Here is an 18,016-nt window from a genome sequence, read left to right as displayed (position 1 = left end):
AAAATCTACGCTCGCTTTACTCTTCTCGTGTAAAACCAGAATTTCATCCTATAGACTATCGTAAACAACACCGGCACAATGATCAGTGTCAAGAATGTCGCTACGATCAAACCAAAGATCACCGTCCAAGCCAATGGTCCCCAGAAGATCACATTGTCTCCTCCCATGTAGATATGAGGATTGAACTCCGTAAACAATGCAAAGAAGTCAATATTGAGTCCTATGGCCAATGGCACCAACCCAAGCACGGTCGTGATGGCAGTCAACAATACAGGGCGCAACCTCGCTTTCCCACCTTTGACTACTGCCTTCTTCACTTCAGCTTTGGAGAGATATTCTTCCTTCGGCATGTTCAGCTCGTCCTTTCTCCTATCGATGAGCAGCTGTGTATAATCAAGTAGCACTACGCCATTGTTCACCACGATACCTGCGAGAGAGATGATCCCCATCATGGTCATCATGATCACAAATGACCACCCCGTGATGATCAATCCTCCAAACACGCCTATGAAACTCAAAAAGATGGCAACCATAATGATCGCTGGCTTGGAAACACCCCCGAATTGGAAAATCAAAATCAGCATAATCAATCCGAGCCCTGTAAAGAACGCCCCCACCAAGAAGGTCATTTGCTTGTTTTGCTCCTCGAGCTGTCCTGTATAGTCTATGCGTACCCCCTCAGGCAGCTCAGTGAAACTCGCCATTTCATCACGAATCTCTGACACGATCGCACCAGCATCAGTAAAGCCCGGCTTCAACCCAGAATATACCGTCACCACACGACGCGTATCTCTACGCTTGATCGCACTGAAAGCAGAGGTATTGCGATGCGAAGCTATGGTCGATAGCGGCACTTCTTTCAACTGTCCCGAAGACTGATCTCTGAAGATGATGTTCTGATTGAACAACGCACTCGTATTGTATCTCAAATCCTCGTTGAAGCGCACATTGATATCATAGTCATCGCCGTATTTCTTGTAGACACCAGCCTTCTCGCCGAACAATGATCGTCTCAACTGACTCCCTACTTGGCCTACTGCCACGCCCAATTCTCCAGCTTTCTTACGATCTACATCTACGACCATCGAAGGCTTGTCCTTGTTTACGTCAATTTTGAGTTCTTCTATCCCATCGATATTTTTCTCATTGATGAAATTCCTCATTTTCTCTGCAGTGACGATCAGCTCATCATAGTCCTTGCCATCTATCTCGATATTGATCGGGTATCCTGCAGGTGGGCCAGAGGCCTCTTTCTCTACAGAGATAGCTACTCCAGGGTAGACCCCTGTCAATCCTGCTTGGACCTTCTGTCTCAACTCCTCCGTATCTTTGCCTCGGCGGTACTTGTACTCACGCATCGAAGCGGTGATTTTGCCACGGTGAGGCATCTCTGCCGCTGAACCACCGTCGGTCTGTGGATTTCCTGCTCCTTCGCCCACCTGAGAGACTGCAGACTCCACTAGGAAATTGTCCCCATTTTCATCCAAGTACTCCTCGGCATTGAGGATAGAGTACATCTTCTCTTCTATCTCTTTGGTGATCTGGTTCGTCTTTTCGATCGCTGTACCCTGAGGATACTCGATGTATACGATGATCTGGTTCGGCACATTGTCCGGGAAGAACTCAATTTTGGTTCTCCCTCCTCCTACTGACATCCCAAAAAACACGAACGAAGCAATGAGCAAAATAAAAGTTGCTCCGAAGTACCAGTATACATTGTTTCCTCTTACCGCTTTGAGCAGTTGCTTTTCGTAGAAATTCTCGAATTTGACCAACGCACTTCTCTGAAACTTATTCGCCAATCGCTTGATCGCATATTTGTAGACCCAAAACAATATCGCCGTGAATATCATCAGCGTACCCAAGCCACGCGCATCACCTCCCACGATCATGATGAATGTACCAAACCCAACCAGAATAATCGTCAAGCGAATGAGGCTCTTGAGGCTCAATTCTTTGTCGCCTATTTCCATAAACTTGGAAACCAACATGGAGTTCATGAATACCGCCACAAATAGGGACGAGCCCAATACGACTGACAAGGTAATCGGGAAGTACTTCATAAACTGCCCAAATATCCCTGGCCACAGTCCGAGCGGAACAAAAGCCGCCACCGTAGTAGCAGTAGATATGATGATCGGAAAGGCAATCTCTCCAATACCCACTTTGGTCGCTTGGATTCGAGACATTCCTTCTTCTTCCATCAGACGGTAGACGTTTTCGACTACCACGATCCCGTTATCAACAAGCATCCCTAGTCCCATGATGAGACCAAAAAGTATCATCGTATTGAGTGTGTAACCCATGAGATTGAGGATCATGAACGACATGAACATCGACATAGGGATCGCAAACCCGACAAACAAGGCATTGCGGAAACCTAAGAAGAACATCAGTACGACAACCACTAGTAGAATACCAAATATGATGTTGTTGACCAGGTCCTCTACTTGATTGAGCGTACGAGGAGCCGAATCGTTCGACACAGTGACCGTCAAGTCATGTGGAAAGTAATTGTCCCGTGCATCTTGGAGTATCAATTTGATTTCGTCTGCTGCGTGAATCATGTTTTTTCCTGCACGCTTTTTGACATCTAGCATCACTACGCTGTGACCAAATTCACGGGCATATGTCGTTTTATCTTCTTCTTTAAAACTGACTTTGGCCACATCTTTTAGGTACACGGGTGAGTTCTTCTCCGTCTTCACGACGAAATTTTCCAACTCCATAGGGTTGTCGATTTCACCAATGATGCGAATGGTACGGCGCTGACCACTGGTTTTGATATTCCCGGCAGAGAGCGTCATGTTTCCATTTCGAATGGTATTGAGTACATCATCGAAACTCACCTTGGCAGCCATCATTTTGAAAATATCGACCGCTACTTCTACTTCTTTCTCTTGTGCCCCACGGATATCTACCCCTTTGATCTCGGGCAAATTTTCGATCTCATCTTCGAGGTATTCACCATACTCCTTGAGTCGATCTACTGGATAGTCTCCAGAGATGTTGATATTCATGATTGCCACTTCCTCTGAGAGGTTCAGGTCAAACACATTCGGTTCTACCTTGGCATCATTGAACAGCGGCCAGTCTTCGTTGGCCTTCTCTCCATCAACTTTGTCCTTGACCTTTTGCTTGGCCAACTCCACGGTGATCTCCTCATCAAACTCCACAGTGATGATCGAATAATCCTCTTGTGAGGTAGAGATGATCTCCACCACATTGCTGATGTTTTTCAATTCATCCTCCAGAGGATCAGTGATCAGCCGCTCTATATCTTCGGCAGTATTTCCCGGATAGGGAGTACTGATATATATCTTGGTCTCGATGATCTCTGGAAAATCCTCCCGTGGCATGTCGAAATACGCCGACAAGCCGATGAAAAAGAATATCCCAATCATCACATAGATCACTGATGGATTATCGATGGACCATGAGGCCAACCGAAACTCTTTGTTCTTATTATTGACTTGATTATCCATCTACTATCTTGTTAGAATTTTAACTTTCTGGCCGTCTTTCACACTTCTAGCTCCTTCTTGGATGATGTTTTCACCTGCCTTGATTCCAGATAGGATTTCCACATCGTCTCCTTGTGTCTTTCCTGTAGTGATGATTCTCTTTTGCGCTATGGCTACATTTTCTTTGGTGATATCGGTAGCCACGTAGACGTACTGTTCTCCTTCGGCATTTTCAGAAATCACGCTCTGTGCAATCAAAATAGCTTCGGGACTAGAGTAATCATTGATACGTACCTGAGCCGTCATGTTTGGCTTGATACTTTTGTTGTCATTGGGCACAGGGATCTCCACGTTGAACGAGCGGTTGTTTGGGTTGATAAAATTCCCTGTCTGCTTCACGGTTGACTCTACAGTCTCATCCAATACCGGGAAGTAGACGATCACTTTGGTCCCTGAGTGTATGCTCGCAATGAAGTTTTCGGGCACTGGTACCTCGATACGCATCTCGGAGAGGTTGATGATTCTGAACACCTCCGAACCTGGGCCTGTCGGAGCGACCACTGTTCCTTCGTCCTTGATCACGTCATCGATAAGTCCCGAAAACGGCGCAGTGATTCTAAATTTCCCCAATTGGCTTTGCATCTGCTCCACCGATTTTTTCTGCGCCTCATAGTTAGACTCAGCTTGTAGGTACTGGATCTCCGTCCCGATTTTTTGTTCCCAAAGTCTCTTTTGTCTTTCGTAGGTCGTTCTGGAGAGCTCCAGTTGCGTCTTCATCTGTTGCAACTGACTCGCTGCTCCCCCATTGTCGATCGTCGCAAGCAACTGCCCTTTTTTGACAGACTGTCCTTCTTCGACGTAGACTTTGAGTAGCACTCCTGACACTTCAGGGTAGATCAATACGTTCTTCTTGGTCGCGACATCTCCACGTAACTCCACATAGTGCACGAACTCCTGCTGCTTGGCTTGGAGTGTAGTGATGAGCGAGTACTTCTCCTCAGACTGCCCCATGATCGCCTCGTCCAACAACGCAATCTCCGCTTCGATTTCTTTTTGCTGCAGAGACAATTCGTTCTTCCTTTCTCTGATTTTTTCTACGTCAGCACCTTCTATCAGATCGCTGACCGATTGGTTCTTGCCACATCCCACGACTAGGAACAGGACCGTTAGTATTAGTACAGTATTCTTCATTTTTGATTTTTTATATGGATCGTTCATCGGTTGTTATAGCAGTACTCCGTATGCTTTTTGTAATTCTACTTTGGATATCAATGCCTCATAGACAGCATTGTAAAAATTGGTTTGTGCTTCTTTGTATTCTCGATCTGCATCGATCACTTCGATGTTGGACCCTACACCTTCTTCGTATTTGATCTTTGCTACGTCATAGACTTCCTGGGCGAGACCCATATTTTCACGTTGTGCTTCGATGTTCTCTACTTGCTTGCGGTAATTGGCCTCTGCCTGTTCGATCTCATAGTCGATATTGTACTGTAGCAACTCAAACTGATTGGTGATTTGCCGTGCTGCCAATTGCTTTTGCTGCACTTGTCGACGTTTCATCATGCCGTCAAAAACGGGCATACTAAACCGAAGCCCTACTGCGCCCGCGCCAAACCACTGGTCCGTAAACACTCCACTAAACTCTGTATTCCCTGTATTGCGACCGTAGCTGGCAAAGAGATCAACTTTGGGATAGTATTGTGCTCTGACGTTCTTGATATCTAGTTCATTCAAATCTTGACGCACATTGAGCTGAGCATATTCGATCCGGTGATCGTACGAAAAGTTATTGGCTAGGCTGAAGTCAAAAAAGTTGATACTCTGAATATCATCTGTCAACTCTACGGTAGCATTGGAGGGCAAGCCCATCTGAAATTTGAGCAAAGACTCGGTCAAATGCACCACTGCCTCATAGTTGTCCAACTCTACTTTCAAGTTGTTGTACTGCACCTTGACACGACTCACGTCTATCTTCTCTGCCATACCACTTTCGTACAGCAAGCGCGTATCATTGAGTAGAGAGTCTACCCGGGCAAAGTTGCTTTTGACAAGTTCGAAACGCTCCCGGTTGACCAACACACCAAAGTAGGCCTTGGACACTGCTTCTGCTACATCGATGTTGTTCTTGATGTTGTCCTTTTTGGAAAGCTCTGTAAAGGTCTTGGCAGCCTCCAGTCCGACGATAAACGAACCATCAAAAATCATCTGAGTCGCCGACAAACCAAAAGTAGAGGTGTAATCAATCCCAAACTCCGTGGCAATCGTAGTATTAGGATCTGCCGTAGGATCAAAAGTATTCGCTGGCAAGACCATCTCCTGAATCTTGTAGTTGTACGTAAAATCCGCATTGGCATTGACCTGTGGCAAGCCTGTCGAGACGATCTCGTCTACCTGCCGCTCTGCGATCTCCATATCCAACCTCGCATTTTTTGCAGTTTGGTTATTGAGAATAGCAAAATTGACCGCTTCTTCCAGCGAGAAGCTCGTTTGTTGTTCTTGGCCATATCCAGCAGTAGATAGCAGCCACATCACCAGTACTAGTGTGACACTTGTTCGTTTATTCCTATTCATTATTTATGGTGTTATTCAATTCTTCGTATACATCGTATCCTTTTCTGGTCAGCATCCCTCTGACAAAATGCTCCAGCAGCTCCATTTGCAGCTCTATAAATTCATACTTCTCCGTCGAAAAAATCTTCGGATCAAAAGTCATCTCAATTGTCTCTATTCGGTAGGTCGCCAAGATATCTGCCTTGATCTCCTCTCTAAACAATCCCTCCTTCTTGCCTCGCTCAATGGTACACAGCACCGTCCTTTTGATGAAGTCGTTCTTAAAACTCAACCACTTTTCCCAAGCCTGAGGATGAAATTTCCTCAGATCAAACAGTACCGTCGGGTTCACCTCTGCAATATTCTTGCGCAGGCATTTCGAAAAACGAAGTATCTCATCGATAGCATTCTCTGCATCACGCATCACCTCTCCAAACTCCTTCTTCTCCTTTTCGATGTGTTGTTCCACTCCCATCATCACTATCTGATCCTTGTCTTTAAAGTTCTGATAGATTGTCTTTTTGGATATAGACAACTCCCTGGCAATATCATCCATCGATACGCTCCTAATTCCGTATCTACTAAACAGCTGTCCCGCTGTTTCCTTTATCTTATCGTGAATCTTACAAATCATTTTGGCAAAGAAACCTAGGAAACTACTGACTTCCTAAAAGTTTCCTGAGTTTCTACGGTGTGATTTGATTTAGGGTTCGGTTATTCCATTATTTTTTCATTAAACTTGAAAATGCCCATTTCCATTTACTCACATGCCTCTGGGGCACAATTAGAATACCAGACTTTTGGAACTGGAAACCAGACACTTATCTGCTTTCATGGTTTTGGGCAAAATACGGACAGCTTTGCCTGCTTAGAAGAGTACCTACCCAATCACACCTTGGTCTCCATCCGCCTCTTTTATCATGGAGGCAGTCGTCGTTCTCCCAATGCACCAGGACGCCTACGCACTCCCGAATGGAAAGAACTATTCGCAGACTTTCTCAGCGAACTACAGATTGACCGATTCTCTCTTCTCGCCTATTCGATGGGCGGCCGATTTGCACTGGCGACATTATCCAGCTTCGTCTCGCAGGTCGAGCAGGTAATCCTCGTCGCAGCAGACGGCCTTGTCAAACGCTTCTCCTACCAACTCGCCACTGCACCCTTGGTCTGCCGGCTCTTTCGGTATTGGATGTCGCACCCCACGTCCTTTTTCTGGATGATGAATCGCCTCGAAGCAATCGGCATCCTCAACCCTTCTCTTTTCAAATTTGCTCGTACACAACTGCAATCTGCGACACACCGTACCCTCGTCTACCACACATGGACAGCCTTAAAATATTTTGGCATGTCACAAAAGGAATTGCTCCAACTCATCCATAGCCAATCGCTACCAATCACCTTCATTTTCGGAACAAAAGACAGGATCATAGCTCCTCAGGCACATCATAGATTCTTGGCCCAAATCCCGCAAAACCACACACACATCCTTCCCTACGGCCACCACAAACTCGTACAGAACGCCACTCCTCTCATCCAAGACCTTCTGCACCACGACCATAACGCCCCCCACCACCTACCCTCTGGTGATTAGAGCCTACAAGTGTCAAACCACCGTCTTCAAATATTCAACAGCCATCACTCCATAAATTCCCTAAATACTTCTATTTTTGCGGCTTATTAAAGTCCTTCCATAGATGATTTCAATATTCAAGAAAAATGACTCCACCTACTACCTCGTAGGTTCACAATCTCAACTATCATCCACTGACATAGAAAAGCTCAACTGGCTTTTTGGTGAAGCGACGCACTTGGAGGTGGATTCCATCTCAGGCTCATTCATCGGACCGAGAAAAGAAATGCTCACTCCATGGAGCACCAACGCCGTAGAGATCACCCAAAACATGGGTATAGAAGGCATCTATCGTATCGAGGAATTTTTCACCGAAGGGAATTTTGACCCCATGCTGAACCAGAAATACGACACATTAGATCAGTCGACTTTCATCATCAGCAAAGACGCAGAAGACATCCTAGAGATTGACGACATCTCCGCCTACAACCAAGCCGAAGGACTAGCACTGAGCGACGAAGAAGTCACCTACTTGGAAGGAGTAGCGACCGATCTCGGACGCAAACTAACGGACAGTGAAGTATTTGGCTTTTCACAAGTCAACTCTGAGCACTGCCGTCACAAGATATTCAATGGCAAGTTCATCATCGATGGGGAAGAAAAAGAAGACACCCTCTTCAAACTCATCAAGAAAACATCTGCTGCCACTCCAGGCAAAATCGTATCGGCGTACAAGGACAACGTTGCATTCATAGAAGGACCGAGAGTACAGCAATTCGCTCCCAAGACACAAAACAAACCCGACTACTTCGAGACCAAGGATTTTGATTCGGTCATTTCGCTCAAAGCGGAAACCCACAATTTCCCAACGACCGTAGAACCCTTCAACGGTGCTGCCACCGGATCGGGAGGAGAGATCAGAGACCGTATGGCGGGTGGACAAGGCAGCATCCCGCTCGCAGGCACAGCCGTCTACATGACATCCTACCCAAGACTCGACGGCAAGAAGCCTTGGGAAAACAACATACAAGCCAGAGACTGGCTCTACCAGACTCCTCTAGAGATACTCATCAAAGCATCCAACGGCGCGAGTGATTTCGGTAACAAATTTGGTCAGCCAGTCATCTGTGGTAGTGTTTTGACCTTTGAGCACGAAGAAAACAACGAAACGCAAGGTTTTGACAAGGTCATCATGATGGCTGGAGGTGTAGGTTATGGCAAGAAAGAAAGCGCCCAAAAGAAAGAAGTACTGACAGGTGACAAAATCGTCATCATGGGAGGTGACAACTACCGCATCGGCATGGGAGGTAGTGCTGTATCTTCGGTCACTACGGGTGAGTTTGCCAATGCGATCGAGCTCAACGCCATCCAACGTTCCAACCCTGAAATGCAGAAAAGAGTCTCCAACGCCATCCGTGCGATGGTCGAGGGTGACGACAACCCAATACACTCTGTACATGACCATGGAGCAGGAGGTCACCTCAACTGTCTATCTGAACTCGTCGAAGATTCGGGAGGAAAAATAGACATCAACAAACTCCCTGTGGGCGACCCTACCCTTTCGGACAAAGAAATCATCGGAAACGAATCACAGGAGAGAATGGGACTCGCACTTCCTGCATCTGCCATCCCAAAACTCAAAGAAATCTCTGCTCGCGAAAGAGCTCCTTTCTTCGAAGTAGGAGAAGCTACCGGAGACATGCAGTTCACCTTTGCTCGTGAAGGAAAAGAAAAAGCAGCAGTCAATTGGGGACTGGACAAAATGTTTGGCTCTTCGCCAAAAACTATCTTAGAGGACAAAACGCTCAACAAAAAGTACAAAGCGGTCACAGCAAGCAATGAAACCTTCGAATCGGACCTCAACCATCTCCTACAACTCGAAGCAGTAGCATGTAAGGACTGGTTGACCAACAAAGTCGATCGATCCGTCACAGGACGCGTCGCTACACAGCAAACCTGTGGAGAAATCCAACTCCCTCTCAACAACGTGGCAGTCATGGCGATGGATTTTGCCAGCAACAAAGGGATCGCGACTTCTATAGGACACGCTCCCGTAGCAGCCATCTGTGATCCTGTCAAAGGCTCTCAATTGGCCATCACCAAAGCATTGACCAACCTGGTATTCGCACCACAGACATATGGATTTGAAGGAATATCCCTGAGCGCCAACTGGATGTGGCCTACCAAGACCGAAGGAGAAAAAACAAGACTATACAATGCGGTCAAAGCTGTCAGCGACTATGCCATTGCACTGGGAATCAACATCCCTACAGGAAAAGACTCCTTATCCATGACACAAAAGTATAGCGATGGCAAAACAGTGGACTCACCAGGTACAGTCATTATTTCCAGCGTAGCAGAAGTCAGCGACATCAATCAAACCGTCACTCCAGACATCAAAGAGATTCCTAATACTTCATTGATTTACGTCCCCTTATCCGACAATAAATTCTCATTAGACGGCTCTAGCTATGCTCAAACCAAAAACTCGCTAGGCAACACTCCAGCAGGTTCACCCGAACCCACACACTTCATCAAGACCTTTGCAACTATACAGCAGTTGATCAAAGAAAATCACGTTTTGGCAGGTCATGATGTATCTGCAGGTGGGCTAATCACAACCTTATTAGAAATGCATTTCCCTGCAATATGCAGTGGAGCAACGGTAGACTTGTCCTCATTTGATCAATCGATGAGCCAAGTCCTATTTAGTGAAAGTCCTGCAGTAGTACTACAAGTGCGAGACATTGAAGAAGCAGCAATTTCTGCCTCAGGTCTTGACTACATCACACTCGGGCAGATCAATCACGAACGCAGCTTCATTGTCAAATCAGATGCAGAAGAAATTCACCTAAACATCGACGAGCTACGAGACACTTGGATGAGAACTTCGTACCTGCTAGACACCCATCAAACAAAGCCTTACTTAGCCAAAGACCGCTTTGACAACTATGAGGTACAGCCCCTCATCTACAATTTTCCTGAAAACTTTAAAGGACAACTTACAGACCTTGGTTTAGATCAACATAGAAAAACGTCTAGCGGTATCAAAGCAGCCATCATTAGAGAGAAGGGTGTCAACGGAGATAGAGAAATGGCATACGCCCTACATCTTGCAGGCTTTGATGTCAAAGACGTACACATGACCGATTTGATGACTGGCAGAGACGATCTCTCAGATGTCAGCATGATCGTATTTGTAGGAGGGTTTTCCAACTCCGACGTACTAGGATCGGCCAAAGGCTGGGCTGGAGTATTTCTACACAACGAGAAAGCCAACAAAGCACTCAAGAATTTTTATGCACGACCAGACACGATGAGCCTCGGCGTATGCAACGGGTGTCAGCTAATGATGGAGCTTGGACTAATTTTCCCTGAAATGGAAAACCATCCTAAAATGCAGCACAATGAATCGGGTAAATTCGAATCGACCTTCCTATCCGTCAATATCCCAGACAATGACTCCATCATGCTTGGCAACCTGTCTGGCAGCAGTCTCGGTATTGCAGTAGCACATGGGGAAGGAAAGTTTGAGCTGCCACTCGCAGAAAACGAATACAGTACCTGTCTCAAATACAACTACAGCGCCTACCCTGCCAACCCAAATGGGTCAGACTATGATGTGGCCGGTGTTTACTCCAAAGACGGCAGACATCTCGCAATGATGCCTCACTTAGAACGATCGATTTTCTCATGGAACTGGGCACACTACCCTTTAGAAAGAAAGGATCAAGTGACTCCATGGATTCAAGCTTTCATGAATGCAAAAGATTGGATATCAAAGCATAACTAAAAAAGAGTAAAAATTAAGGTGAATTTTATCAATGAAAGTTTGATTTATTGAAACTAAATTCTACTTTTGTACTCCCAAATCAAGGGGCAAATGATTGGTCTATGGTGTAACTGGCAACACGTCTGGTTTTGGTCCAGAAGAGTCTAGGTTCGAGCCCTAGTAGACCAACAGAAAAATCCCGGCTCTAATGCCGGGATTTTTTTAATACTAAACACCAGAAAATGTCATCATCAGTCAAACTCTTTGCAGGTATTGGATCAGATGCCCTCGCCCAAAAAATCGCAAAGCACTACGGTCAAGATTTAGGCAAATCCACCTCAAGAAAATTTAGTGACGGAGAACTTTATTACAGCTTTGATGAGTCTATTAGAGGTTGTGACGTTTTTCTAATTCAGTCTACTAACGGGCCATCTGACAACATCATCGAGCTATTACTGATGATAGATGCTGCCAAAAGAGCAAGTGCTAAAACTATCAACTTGGTCGTCCCCTACTACGGCTATGCTCGTCAAGACCGAAAGGACAAACCAAGAGTATCCATCGCAGCGAAGCTTATGGCCAATTTGGTTCAAGCAGCTGGCGCGACTAGACTGATGACATGTGATCTTCATGCGGATCAAATCCAAGGATTTTTTGACATCCCAGTAGACCACCTCATCGCAGGCATGATCTTCGTACCATACATCAACAACTTAAATCTTGACAATCTCATTTTTGCCGCTCCTGACGTAGGAAGCACAAAAAGAGTGAGAGAGTTTGCCAAGTTCTTCAAGGCTGATATGGTCGTATGTGACAAACACAGAAAAAGAGCCAATGAAGTGGCCTCTATGCAAGTGATAGGTGATGTCACAGACAAGAATGTAATCCTAGTCGATGACATCATCGATACAGCAGGTACTTTGACCAAAGCTGCAAATCTTCTCAAGGAGAAAGGTGCTAAATCAGTCAGAGCTTTTTGTACACACCCTATCCTGTCTGGCAGTGCCTATGAAAATGTAGACAACTCTTCTCTAGAAGAACTGGTGGTAACTGACAGTATTCCTTTAAAAGGAAGCTCAGACAAAATACATGTGGCCAGTATGGCTCCTTTGTTTGCTGACGCAATCAAAAGAATCCATGGACACGAATCTATTAGCAAATTATTTGAACAATAAATATATAATTATGAAAACGATTGAGATTATAGGGTATAAAAGAGCAAATCTCGGCAAAGCTGACTCTAAAAAATTACGCAACGAAGGAATGGTTCCATGTGTAGTTTATGGTGAAGGTGAGCAGACCCATTTTTATGCTCCAGCTATACTTTTCAGAGAATTGGTTTATACCTCTGAGGCTCACTTTGTAAAAGTGAACGTAGAAGGTACTGAGTATGACGCAATCATGCAAGATCTTCAGTTCCACCCAGTAAGTGAAACACTACTACATGTAGACTTCCTAAAGTGGACAGCAGGTACAACCATCAAAATGGATATCCCAGTACATATCACTGGTCAATCTCCAGCAGTTCAAAACGGTGGTACTTTGATCATAAAGAGAAGAACTCTTTCTATCAAATCTTTGCCTAAAAACATGCCTGAGCACATTGATGTTGACATCAGTAAGCTTGAATTCGGTAAAGCAGTTAAAGTGGGTGACTTGACTCCTGAAAACTACGAAATCCAAGATGCGCCGCAAGCATCTATCGCAGTAGCTGAAATCCCAAGAGCACTTAGAGGTAAATCTGCAAGTGAGCTTAACGAAGGTGAAGAAGGTGAAGAGGAAACTACTGAAGCATAATTCAAACTTCATTTTAAAAATACCAAATCCTGTTCCTCACCGAACAGGATTTTTTTTTACACCATTGACTAAATTACAGGTTCAAAGAAAAATTAATCTACTCTGATACATGAAATACTTAATCGTCGGACTAGGCAACATCGGCCCAGAATATGAATTAACCAGACACAACATCGGTTTTCTAGTACTGGACAAACTTGCTGATGACAAAGGCACCACCTTCGAGCATCTCAAACTAGCCAACAAAACAGAGATTAAACATAAGGGACGAACGATCCACCTCATTAAACCGACGACCTACATGAACCTGAGTGGCAAAGCGGTCAACTACTGGATGCAGGAACTAAAGATACCCAAAGAAAACGTCCTCGTTATACTAGACGACCTAGCACTACCCTACGGCAACCTACGCATGCGCCTAAAGGGCAGCAATGCAGGTCACAATGGCCTTAAAAGCATAGATGACTCTACAGGTGGTAACAACTATGCTCGTCTCAAATTTGGTATTGGAGATAATTTCCACAAAGGCCAACAAGCAGACTATGTACTATCAAATTTCTCTAAAGATGAAATGATAGACCTACCACTCAAAATTGACAAAGCTGCAGACATGGCCTTATCATTCTGCACGATTGGAGCCCAGAAAACGATGAATGAATTTAATGATTAAACTGCGTAACCACATATTCCGAACTGTTTTACCGAATAATTAAATTAAATATTAAAAAAGTACAGATCAAGATTTGACAATTCGGATTTAAGGACATACTTTCATGCACTTAAATCAAAACTTATTACCAATGAAAATTTTGAAGAACGTTAATTTATTAATTATTGCATTTGTCTTCACACTAGCAGCAGCATCTTGTGAATCAAAAAGTAGCTCAACAGAAACTGCAGAAGTAACTGAAGAGGAAGTAGAAGTAGTAGAAACTACTCCTGAAGAAACCATGGAAGCTGACTCTACAGTTGTAGAAATGGAAGCTGACTCTTTGGCTACAGAAGAGGCTGACAGCCTTGTTGCAGAATAATCAAAAAAACAGGACAGATATCTGTCTCCGATAAACAAAAAGGACTCGCTAGCGAGTCCTTTTTGTTTATCGAGTATTTTAAATCTACCGGTGTTATAAAACATCAAATTAATTTGCTATTTTTGCCCTCTCATTTTTAAGATGAACGTAGTTTGCGTTTGTTTAAACACACAATTTGAATGATTCTATTTTCTTCTCAAGGAATATTCAATCTGGGTACCAATCCAATAAATTTTAGCGAATGAAATTATCAGAATTTAAGTTTGACCTGCCTCCAGGACTACTAGCCCTATACCCTACCGAAAATCGTGATGAAGCCAGAATGATGGTGATTCATAAAGACTCTGGTAAAATAGAGCACAAAGTCTTCACTGACTTCATTGATTACTTCAACGAAGGAGACAGCATCATAATTAATGACACAAAAGTTTTTCCCGCAAGACTATACGGAAACAAAGAAAAGACTGGCGCTAAAATCGAAGTATTCCTACTAAGAGAACTCAATAAAGAGCTACACCTATGGGATGTACTGGTAGATCCTGCTCGAAAAATCAGAGTTGGAAACAAGCTATACTTTGGTGAAGGAGACCTAGTGGCAGAAGTCATTGACAACACTACTTCTAGAGGTAGAACCATTCGTTTCTTATTTGACGGTACGGATGAGGAATTTTACAAAACGATCGACGAGTTAGGAGAAACTCCTTTACCTAAAGAGATCGCACGTAAGACAGAGCCTGAAGATCGTGAAAGATTCCAAACAATCTATGCGGACAAAGTCGGCGCAGTGGCTGCACCTACTGCAGGAGCTCACTTCACTATGCAAGTTCTCAAACGACTCGAACTAGCTGGCGTAGACGTCAACCCTATCACCCTACATTTAGGTTTGGGAACGTTCAGACCCGTCGATGTGGAAGACCTCACAAAGCACAAAATGGATTCTGAAAACTTCATAGTACCAGAGGCCACAGCGGACATCGTCAATAATGTACTGGACACGAAAAAGAACGTTTGTGCTATTGGTACAACGGTACTACGTGCACTAGAATCATCGGTATCAGCCAGCGACAGATTAAAGGCCAATGAGGGATGGACGGACAAATTCATATTCCCTCCATACGAACCGAAAATTGTTAAGTCTTTATTGACCAATTTTCATCTCCCAGAATCAACGTTATTGATGAATGCAGCAGCATTTGGTGGATATGATTTAATCATGGATGCTTATCAAGTAGCGATCAAAGAGAAATACAGGTTCTTTAGTTATGGTGATGCCATGCTAATTATCTAATAACAGTGTAAAAACTTTATAAAAGCTCCAGCTATTAGTTTGGAGCTTTTTTTTGTTCATTTGCCACTCATGAGCTTACTAAAACATGCCATCATCGTAGCAGGAGGTATCGGCAGCCGTATGCAGGCCAGTACACCTAAGCAGTTTCTTCTCCTTGAAGATCGCCCAGTACTAATGCACACACTTGAAGCATTCTACAGTTATGACTCTAGCATAACACTAACAGTAGTACTACCTAAGGAGCATGTGACATACTGGCAACAACTCATTGACACACATCGTTTCACCACCCCTCATCAGATCACTCATGGAGGGCGCTCACGGTTCGAATCTGTCCGAAACGGACTCTCGGTGATTGACTCAAAAGGACTCGTAGCAGTGCATGACGGAGCAAGACCGCTGATCTCATCAGCGGTGATCGCACGAACGTTTGATCAAGCAGAAAAACATGGAAATGCTACAGCAGCAGTAGCTATAAAAGATTCGCTCCGACGAGTAAGTACTGATCAAAACCATGCAGTAAACCGATCCGAATATGTATCCATTCAAACTCCTCAGACTTTCAATATTTCATTGATCAAGGCCGCTTTCGCTCATGCCTCTCATGACCAATTTACCGATGACGCAAGTGTACTGGAGCACTATGGAGAGACAATCAATCTGGTTGAAGGAGATTACGCTAATCTCAAGATCACGACTCCAGAAGATATTTGGATAGCAGAAGCAATACTAAAGAGTAGAAAAAAATAATGCCTGATCGTGAGATCAGGCATTCAATTCTTATATCAGAAACGTAGGTACTGTATCAGTACTCGTCCTCATTAAAAAAGAAATCTTCTTTTGTAGGGTAATCAGGCCATATCTCCTCAATATTTTCAAATGGCTGACCATCATCCTCTAATTCTTGTAAATTCTCAACAACTTCCAAAGGAGCTCCCGATCTGATAGAGTAATCAATCAATTCATCTTTTGAAGCTGGCCAAGGAGCATCTTCCAAATACGACGCTAATTCTAATGTCCAATACATATTAAATCCCTTGTTTTAGTGGTTTCTTAATTTGTCTGCAAAAATATATTTTTAAACGACATTTCAAACAATACTGAAAAATATAAACAACTATATTTCTTTTAATATACACTAGACATCAAAAAAACACAAGAGTCACCTTAACAAAATACGAATGTATAATCTGAGACTAAGCTTCTTTGATCTTCTCTTGAATTTCCTTCAGAATTTCACGTTTGGTCGTCACCTTATCTTGTTGCGTCTGAAGTTTAGCCTCCAACATATCTACAAAAGACCCTTTGTTGATATGCATCTTCTCCAAATTCTCCTGAAACGAACTCAGCTCTGTTTCATCCCTTCTCAATAGGTCTCTGATCACTTTTTGTAGTGCGTAAAGTTTATCTTTATCCTCCTTGGATTTAAAATCCTTGACCTTCTTTTTGGTGAGTTGTAGAACAAACTGACGTTCTTGTATAGCACGAGAAAGCTTTAAATACTGATCATGTATCTCGCTATTATCCTTGCGAGATAAAGGACCACACTTTTTCCATTCTTGACCTAGCTGTTTCACTTTAGCAACCTGATCTGCACGCAAACTTTCGTGCAAAACCTCTTCCATCTGCTTGATCACCTTCTGACGCTGTGCTAGACTCTCTTTTTTACTCTTAGATTTATTTTTGGATTGCTCTTTTTGCACAGATCTCTTTTGATCGAAATACTGCTGACAAAGTTCCCAATATTGATCGTTCAGCGCTTTGAACTCCGCCTCTGGCACTCTACCTATCTCCTTCCATTCGGACTGAAGAGATTTGACAACACTCAATGAGGAGGAGAAATCCTTCGCTTTAATAAAGCCCTCTATCTTGGCAATAATGGCTTTGTATTCGACAACTCTAGCGTTGAGTAGGTCTTTTTTGTCTTCGTCAAAGGCGTTTCTTTTTTCAAAAAAAGCATCCATCCCTGCCTTAAACTTAGACTCTAACTCCTCCTTAACTTCTTCTCCTGGACTACCCGTTTTTATCCATCTCGACTTGAGACCTTTGATTTGTTCAAAAGCCTCATCTATATCGTTATTCTCTAAAATGGCATCCAACTCTAGCAGGAGTGCTGTTTTAATATCCGTATTCTTTTGACGGTTTTGGGCGACATAATCCTCCAGCAGATTGACATTAAGATCGATCTTCTCTTGCAAGCTCACATAATCACCCAAACCAGCATGCGTTGGTAGCTGATCTTTAATATTGAGCAGGCTAGATAGAAATGAGCCTTTGTTGTTTGAAGTATTTATCTTGTTTTCGACTTCCGAAAACTTATTTAAGAGCTTTTCAAAACTAGCCACGTATTGTGCGACCACTGACACTGCATCATCATCTGACACTGCTTTTAACTCCAACTGCTTAAAATCCCCAGCGGCATCTCTATAAAGTATGCCATCTGCGATATGTCCAAAAGGTATTTCCACCGTACTAAAAGAATATTAAAATTGGCTGCAATTTAGCCATTCAAGCCCAAGACAGAATTATTTTCGCCATATT

At 43.8% G+C, this 18,016-nt stretch carries 14 protein-coding genes and 1 tRNA gene; 9 read left to right on the top strand and 6 right to left on the bottom strand.

The window, feature by feature from the left end:
• Nucleotides 1-5: 5 nt before the first annotated feature.
• Genes BGP76_RS02610 through BGP76_RS02595 form a run of 4 tightly spaced genes read right to left on the bottom strand, consistent with a single transcriptional unit; the run spans nt 6 to nt 6,651 of the window.
• A complete protein-coding gene (locus BGP76_RS02610; RefSeq protein ID WP_119843488.1) occupies nt 6-3,485 on the bottom strand; it encodes an efflux RND transporter permease subunit in 3,480 nt (1,159 codons plus the stop codon).
• A 3-nt stretch (nt 3,486-3,488) separates the two neighbouring features.
• Complete coding sequence (locus BGP76_RS02605; RefSeq protein WP_119844311.1) at nt 3,489-4,655, bottom strand: efflux RND transporter periplasmic adaptor subunit; 1,167 nt, start codon at nt 4,653-4,655, stop codon at nt 3,489-3,491.
• Between the two features lie 33 nt (nt 4,656-4,688).
• A complete protein-coding gene (locus tag BGP76_RS02600) occupies nt 4,689-6,038 on the bottom strand; it encodes a TolC family protein (protein ID WP_119843487.1) in 1,350 nt (449 codons plus the stop codon).
• Nucleotides 6,031-6,651, bottom strand: coding sequence for a TetR/AcrR family transcriptional regulator (locus tag BGP76_RS02595; protein WP_084190330.1), 621 nt, complete (start codon nt 6,649-6,651; stop codon nt 6,031-6,033). The genes BGP76_RS02600 and BGP76_RS02595 overlap by 8 nt, the downstream gene beginning before the upstream one ends.
• 111 nt (nt 6,652-6,762) lie before the next feature.
• Here BGP76_RS02595 and BGP76_RS02590 point away from each other — a divergent pair, with 111 nt between their 5' ends.
• The 9 genes from BGP76_RS02590 (at nt 6,763) to BGP76_RS02550 (ending at nt 16,225) form a co-directional block, all read left to right on the top strand.
• The gene (locus tag BGP76_RS02590) at nt 6,763-7,608 is read left to right on the top strand and encodes an alpha/beta fold hydrolase (protein WP_119843486.1); all 846 of its coding nucleotides are present in this window, start codon (nt 6,763-6,765) and stop codon (nt 7,606-7,608) included.
• A gap of 103 nt (nt 7,609-7,711) precedes the next feature.
• Complete coding sequence (purL, locus tag BGP76_RS02585; protein WP_119843485.1) at nt 7,712-11,380, top strand: phosphoribosylformylglycinamidine synthase; 3,669 nt, start codon at nt 7,712-7,714, stop codon at nt 11,378-11,380.
• Between the two features lie 95 nt (nt 11,381-11,475).
• Nucleotides 11,476-11,548: transfer RNA gene (locus BGP76_RS02580), tRNA-Gln, on the top strand.
• A gap of 53 nt (nt 11,549-11,601) precedes the next feature.
• Complete coding sequence (locus BGP76_RS02575) at nt 11,602-12,534, top strand: ribose-phosphate pyrophosphokinase (RefSeq protein WP_073119575.1); 933 nt, start codon at nt 11,602-11,604, stop codon at nt 12,532-12,534.
• A 10-nt stretch (nt 12,535-12,544) separates the two neighbouring features.
• A complete protein-coding gene (locus tag BGP76_RS02570; RefSeq protein WP_073119576.1) occupies nt 12,545-13,156 on the top strand; it encodes a 50S ribosomal protein L25/general stress protein Ctc in 612 nt (203 codons plus the stop codon).
• A 109-nt stretch (nt 13,157-13,265) separates the two neighbouring features.
• Nucleotides 13,266-13,826, top strand: a complete 561-nt coding sequence (gene pth, locus BGP76_RS02565) for an aminoacyl-tRNA hydrolase (RefSeq protein ID WP_073119577.1) — start codon at nt 13,266-13,268, stop codon at nt 13,824-13,826.
• 130 nt (nt 13,827-13,956) lie between these two features.
• Nucleotides 13,957-14,187: a hypothetical protein gene (locus BGP76_RS02560; RefSeq protein ID WP_139280886.1), complete on the top strand. Its 231-nt coding sequence runs from the start codon at nt 13,957-13,959 to the stop codon at nt 14,185-14,187.
• Between the two features lie 241 nt (nt 14,188-14,428).
• Nucleotides 14,429-15,475, top strand: coding sequence for a tRNA preQ1(34) S-adenosylmethionine ribosyltransferase-isomerase QueA (queA, locus tag BGP76_RS02555; protein WP_073119579.1), 1,047 nt, complete (start codon nt 14,429-14,431; stop codon nt 15,473-15,475).
• Between the two features lie 69 nt (nt 15,476-15,544).
• Entirely contained in the window at nt 15,545-16,225 is a 681-nt protein-coding gene (locus BGP76_RS02550) for a 2-C-methyl-D-erythritol 4-phosphate cytidylyltransferase (RefSeq protein ID WP_119843484.1), read from the top strand.
• A 55-nt stretch (nt 16,226-16,280) separates the two neighbouring features.
• On the opposite strand, the gene BGP76_RS02545 is transcribed toward BGP76_RS02550, so the two are convergent.
• On the bottom strand, nt 16,281-16,502 hold the full coding sequence (locus tag BGP76_RS02545; RefSeq protein WP_073119581.1) for a DUF2795 domain-containing protein: 222 nt from the start codon (nt 16,500-16,502) through the stop codon (nt 16,281-16,283).
• Between the two features lie 169 nt (nt 16,503-16,671).
• Nucleotides 16,672-17,943 carry a DUF349 domain-containing protein gene (locus tag BGP76_RS02540; RefSeq protein WP_119843483.1) on the bottom strand — a complete coding sequence of 424 codons (1,272 nt, stop codon included), beginning with the start codon at nt 17,941-17,943 and terminating at the stop codon, nt 16,672-16,674.
• Between the last annotated feature and the right edge of the window lie 73 nt (nt 17,944-18,016).

Source organism: Reichenbachiella sp. MSK19-1 (genome assembly GCF_003590315.1).
In the GTDB taxonomy this organism is placed as follows: domain Bacteria; phylum Bacteroidota; class Bacteroidia; order Cytophagales; family Cyclobacteriaceae; genus Reichenbachiella; species Reichenbachiella agariperforans.
Note: the sequence above shows the minus strand (reverse complement) of the source record. Positions and strands in the feature narration are given on the sequence as shown.

Excerpts from the sequence above, each read along its gene's own strand:
- BGP76_RS02610 (WP_119843488.1), bottom strand. The coding sequence starts at position 3,485 with ATGGATAATCAAGTCAATAATAAGAACAAAGAGTTTCGGTTGGCCTCA.
- BGP76_RS02605 (WP_119844311.1), bottom strand. The coding sequence starts at position 4,655 with ATGAAGAATACTGTACTAATACTAACGGTCCTGTTCCTAGTCGTGGGA.
- BGP76_RS02600 (WP_119843487.1), bottom strand. The coding sequence starts at position 6,038 with ATGAATAGGAATAAACGAACAAGTGTCACACTAGTACTGGTGATGTGG.
- BGP76_RS02595 (WP_084190330.1), bottom strand. The coding sequence starts at position 6,651 with ATGATTTGTAAGATTCACGATAAGATAAAGGAAACAGCGGGACAGCTG.
- BGP76_RS02590 (WP_119843486.1), top strand. The coding sequence starts at position 6,763 with ATGCCCATTTCCATTTACTCACATGCCTCTGGGGCACAATTAGAATAC.
- purL (WP_119843485.1), top strand. The coding sequence starts at position 7,712 with ATGATTTCAATATTCAAGAAAAATGACTCCACCTACTACCTCGTAGGT.
- BGP76_RS02575 (WP_073119575.1), top strand. The coding sequence starts at position 11,602 with ATGTCATCATCAGTCAAACTCTTTGCAGGTATTGGATCAGATGCCCTC.
- BGP76_RS02570 (WP_073119576.1), top strand. The coding sequence starts at position 12,545 with ATGAAAACGATTGAGATTATAGGGTATAAAAGAGCAAATCTCGGCAAA.
- pth (WP_073119577.1), top strand. The coding sequence starts at position 13,266 with ATGAAATACTTAATCGTCGGACTAGGCAACATCGGCCCAGAATATGAA.
- BGP76_RS02560 (WP_139280886.1), top strand. The coding sequence starts at position 13,957 with ATGAAAATTTTGAAGAACGTTAATTTATTAATTATTGCATTTGTCTTC.
- queA (WP_073119579.1), top strand. The coding sequence starts at position 14,429 with ATGAAATTATCAGAATTTAAGTTTGACCTGCCTCCAGGACTACTAGCC.
- BGP76_RS02550 (WP_119843484.1), top strand. The coding sequence starts at position 15,545 with ATGAGCTTACTAAAACATGCCATCATCGTAGCAGGAGGTATCGGCAGC.
- BGP76_RS02545 (WP_073119581.1), bottom strand. The coding sequence starts at position 16,502 with ATGTATTGGACATTAGAATTAGCGTCGTATTTGGAAGATGCTCCTTGG.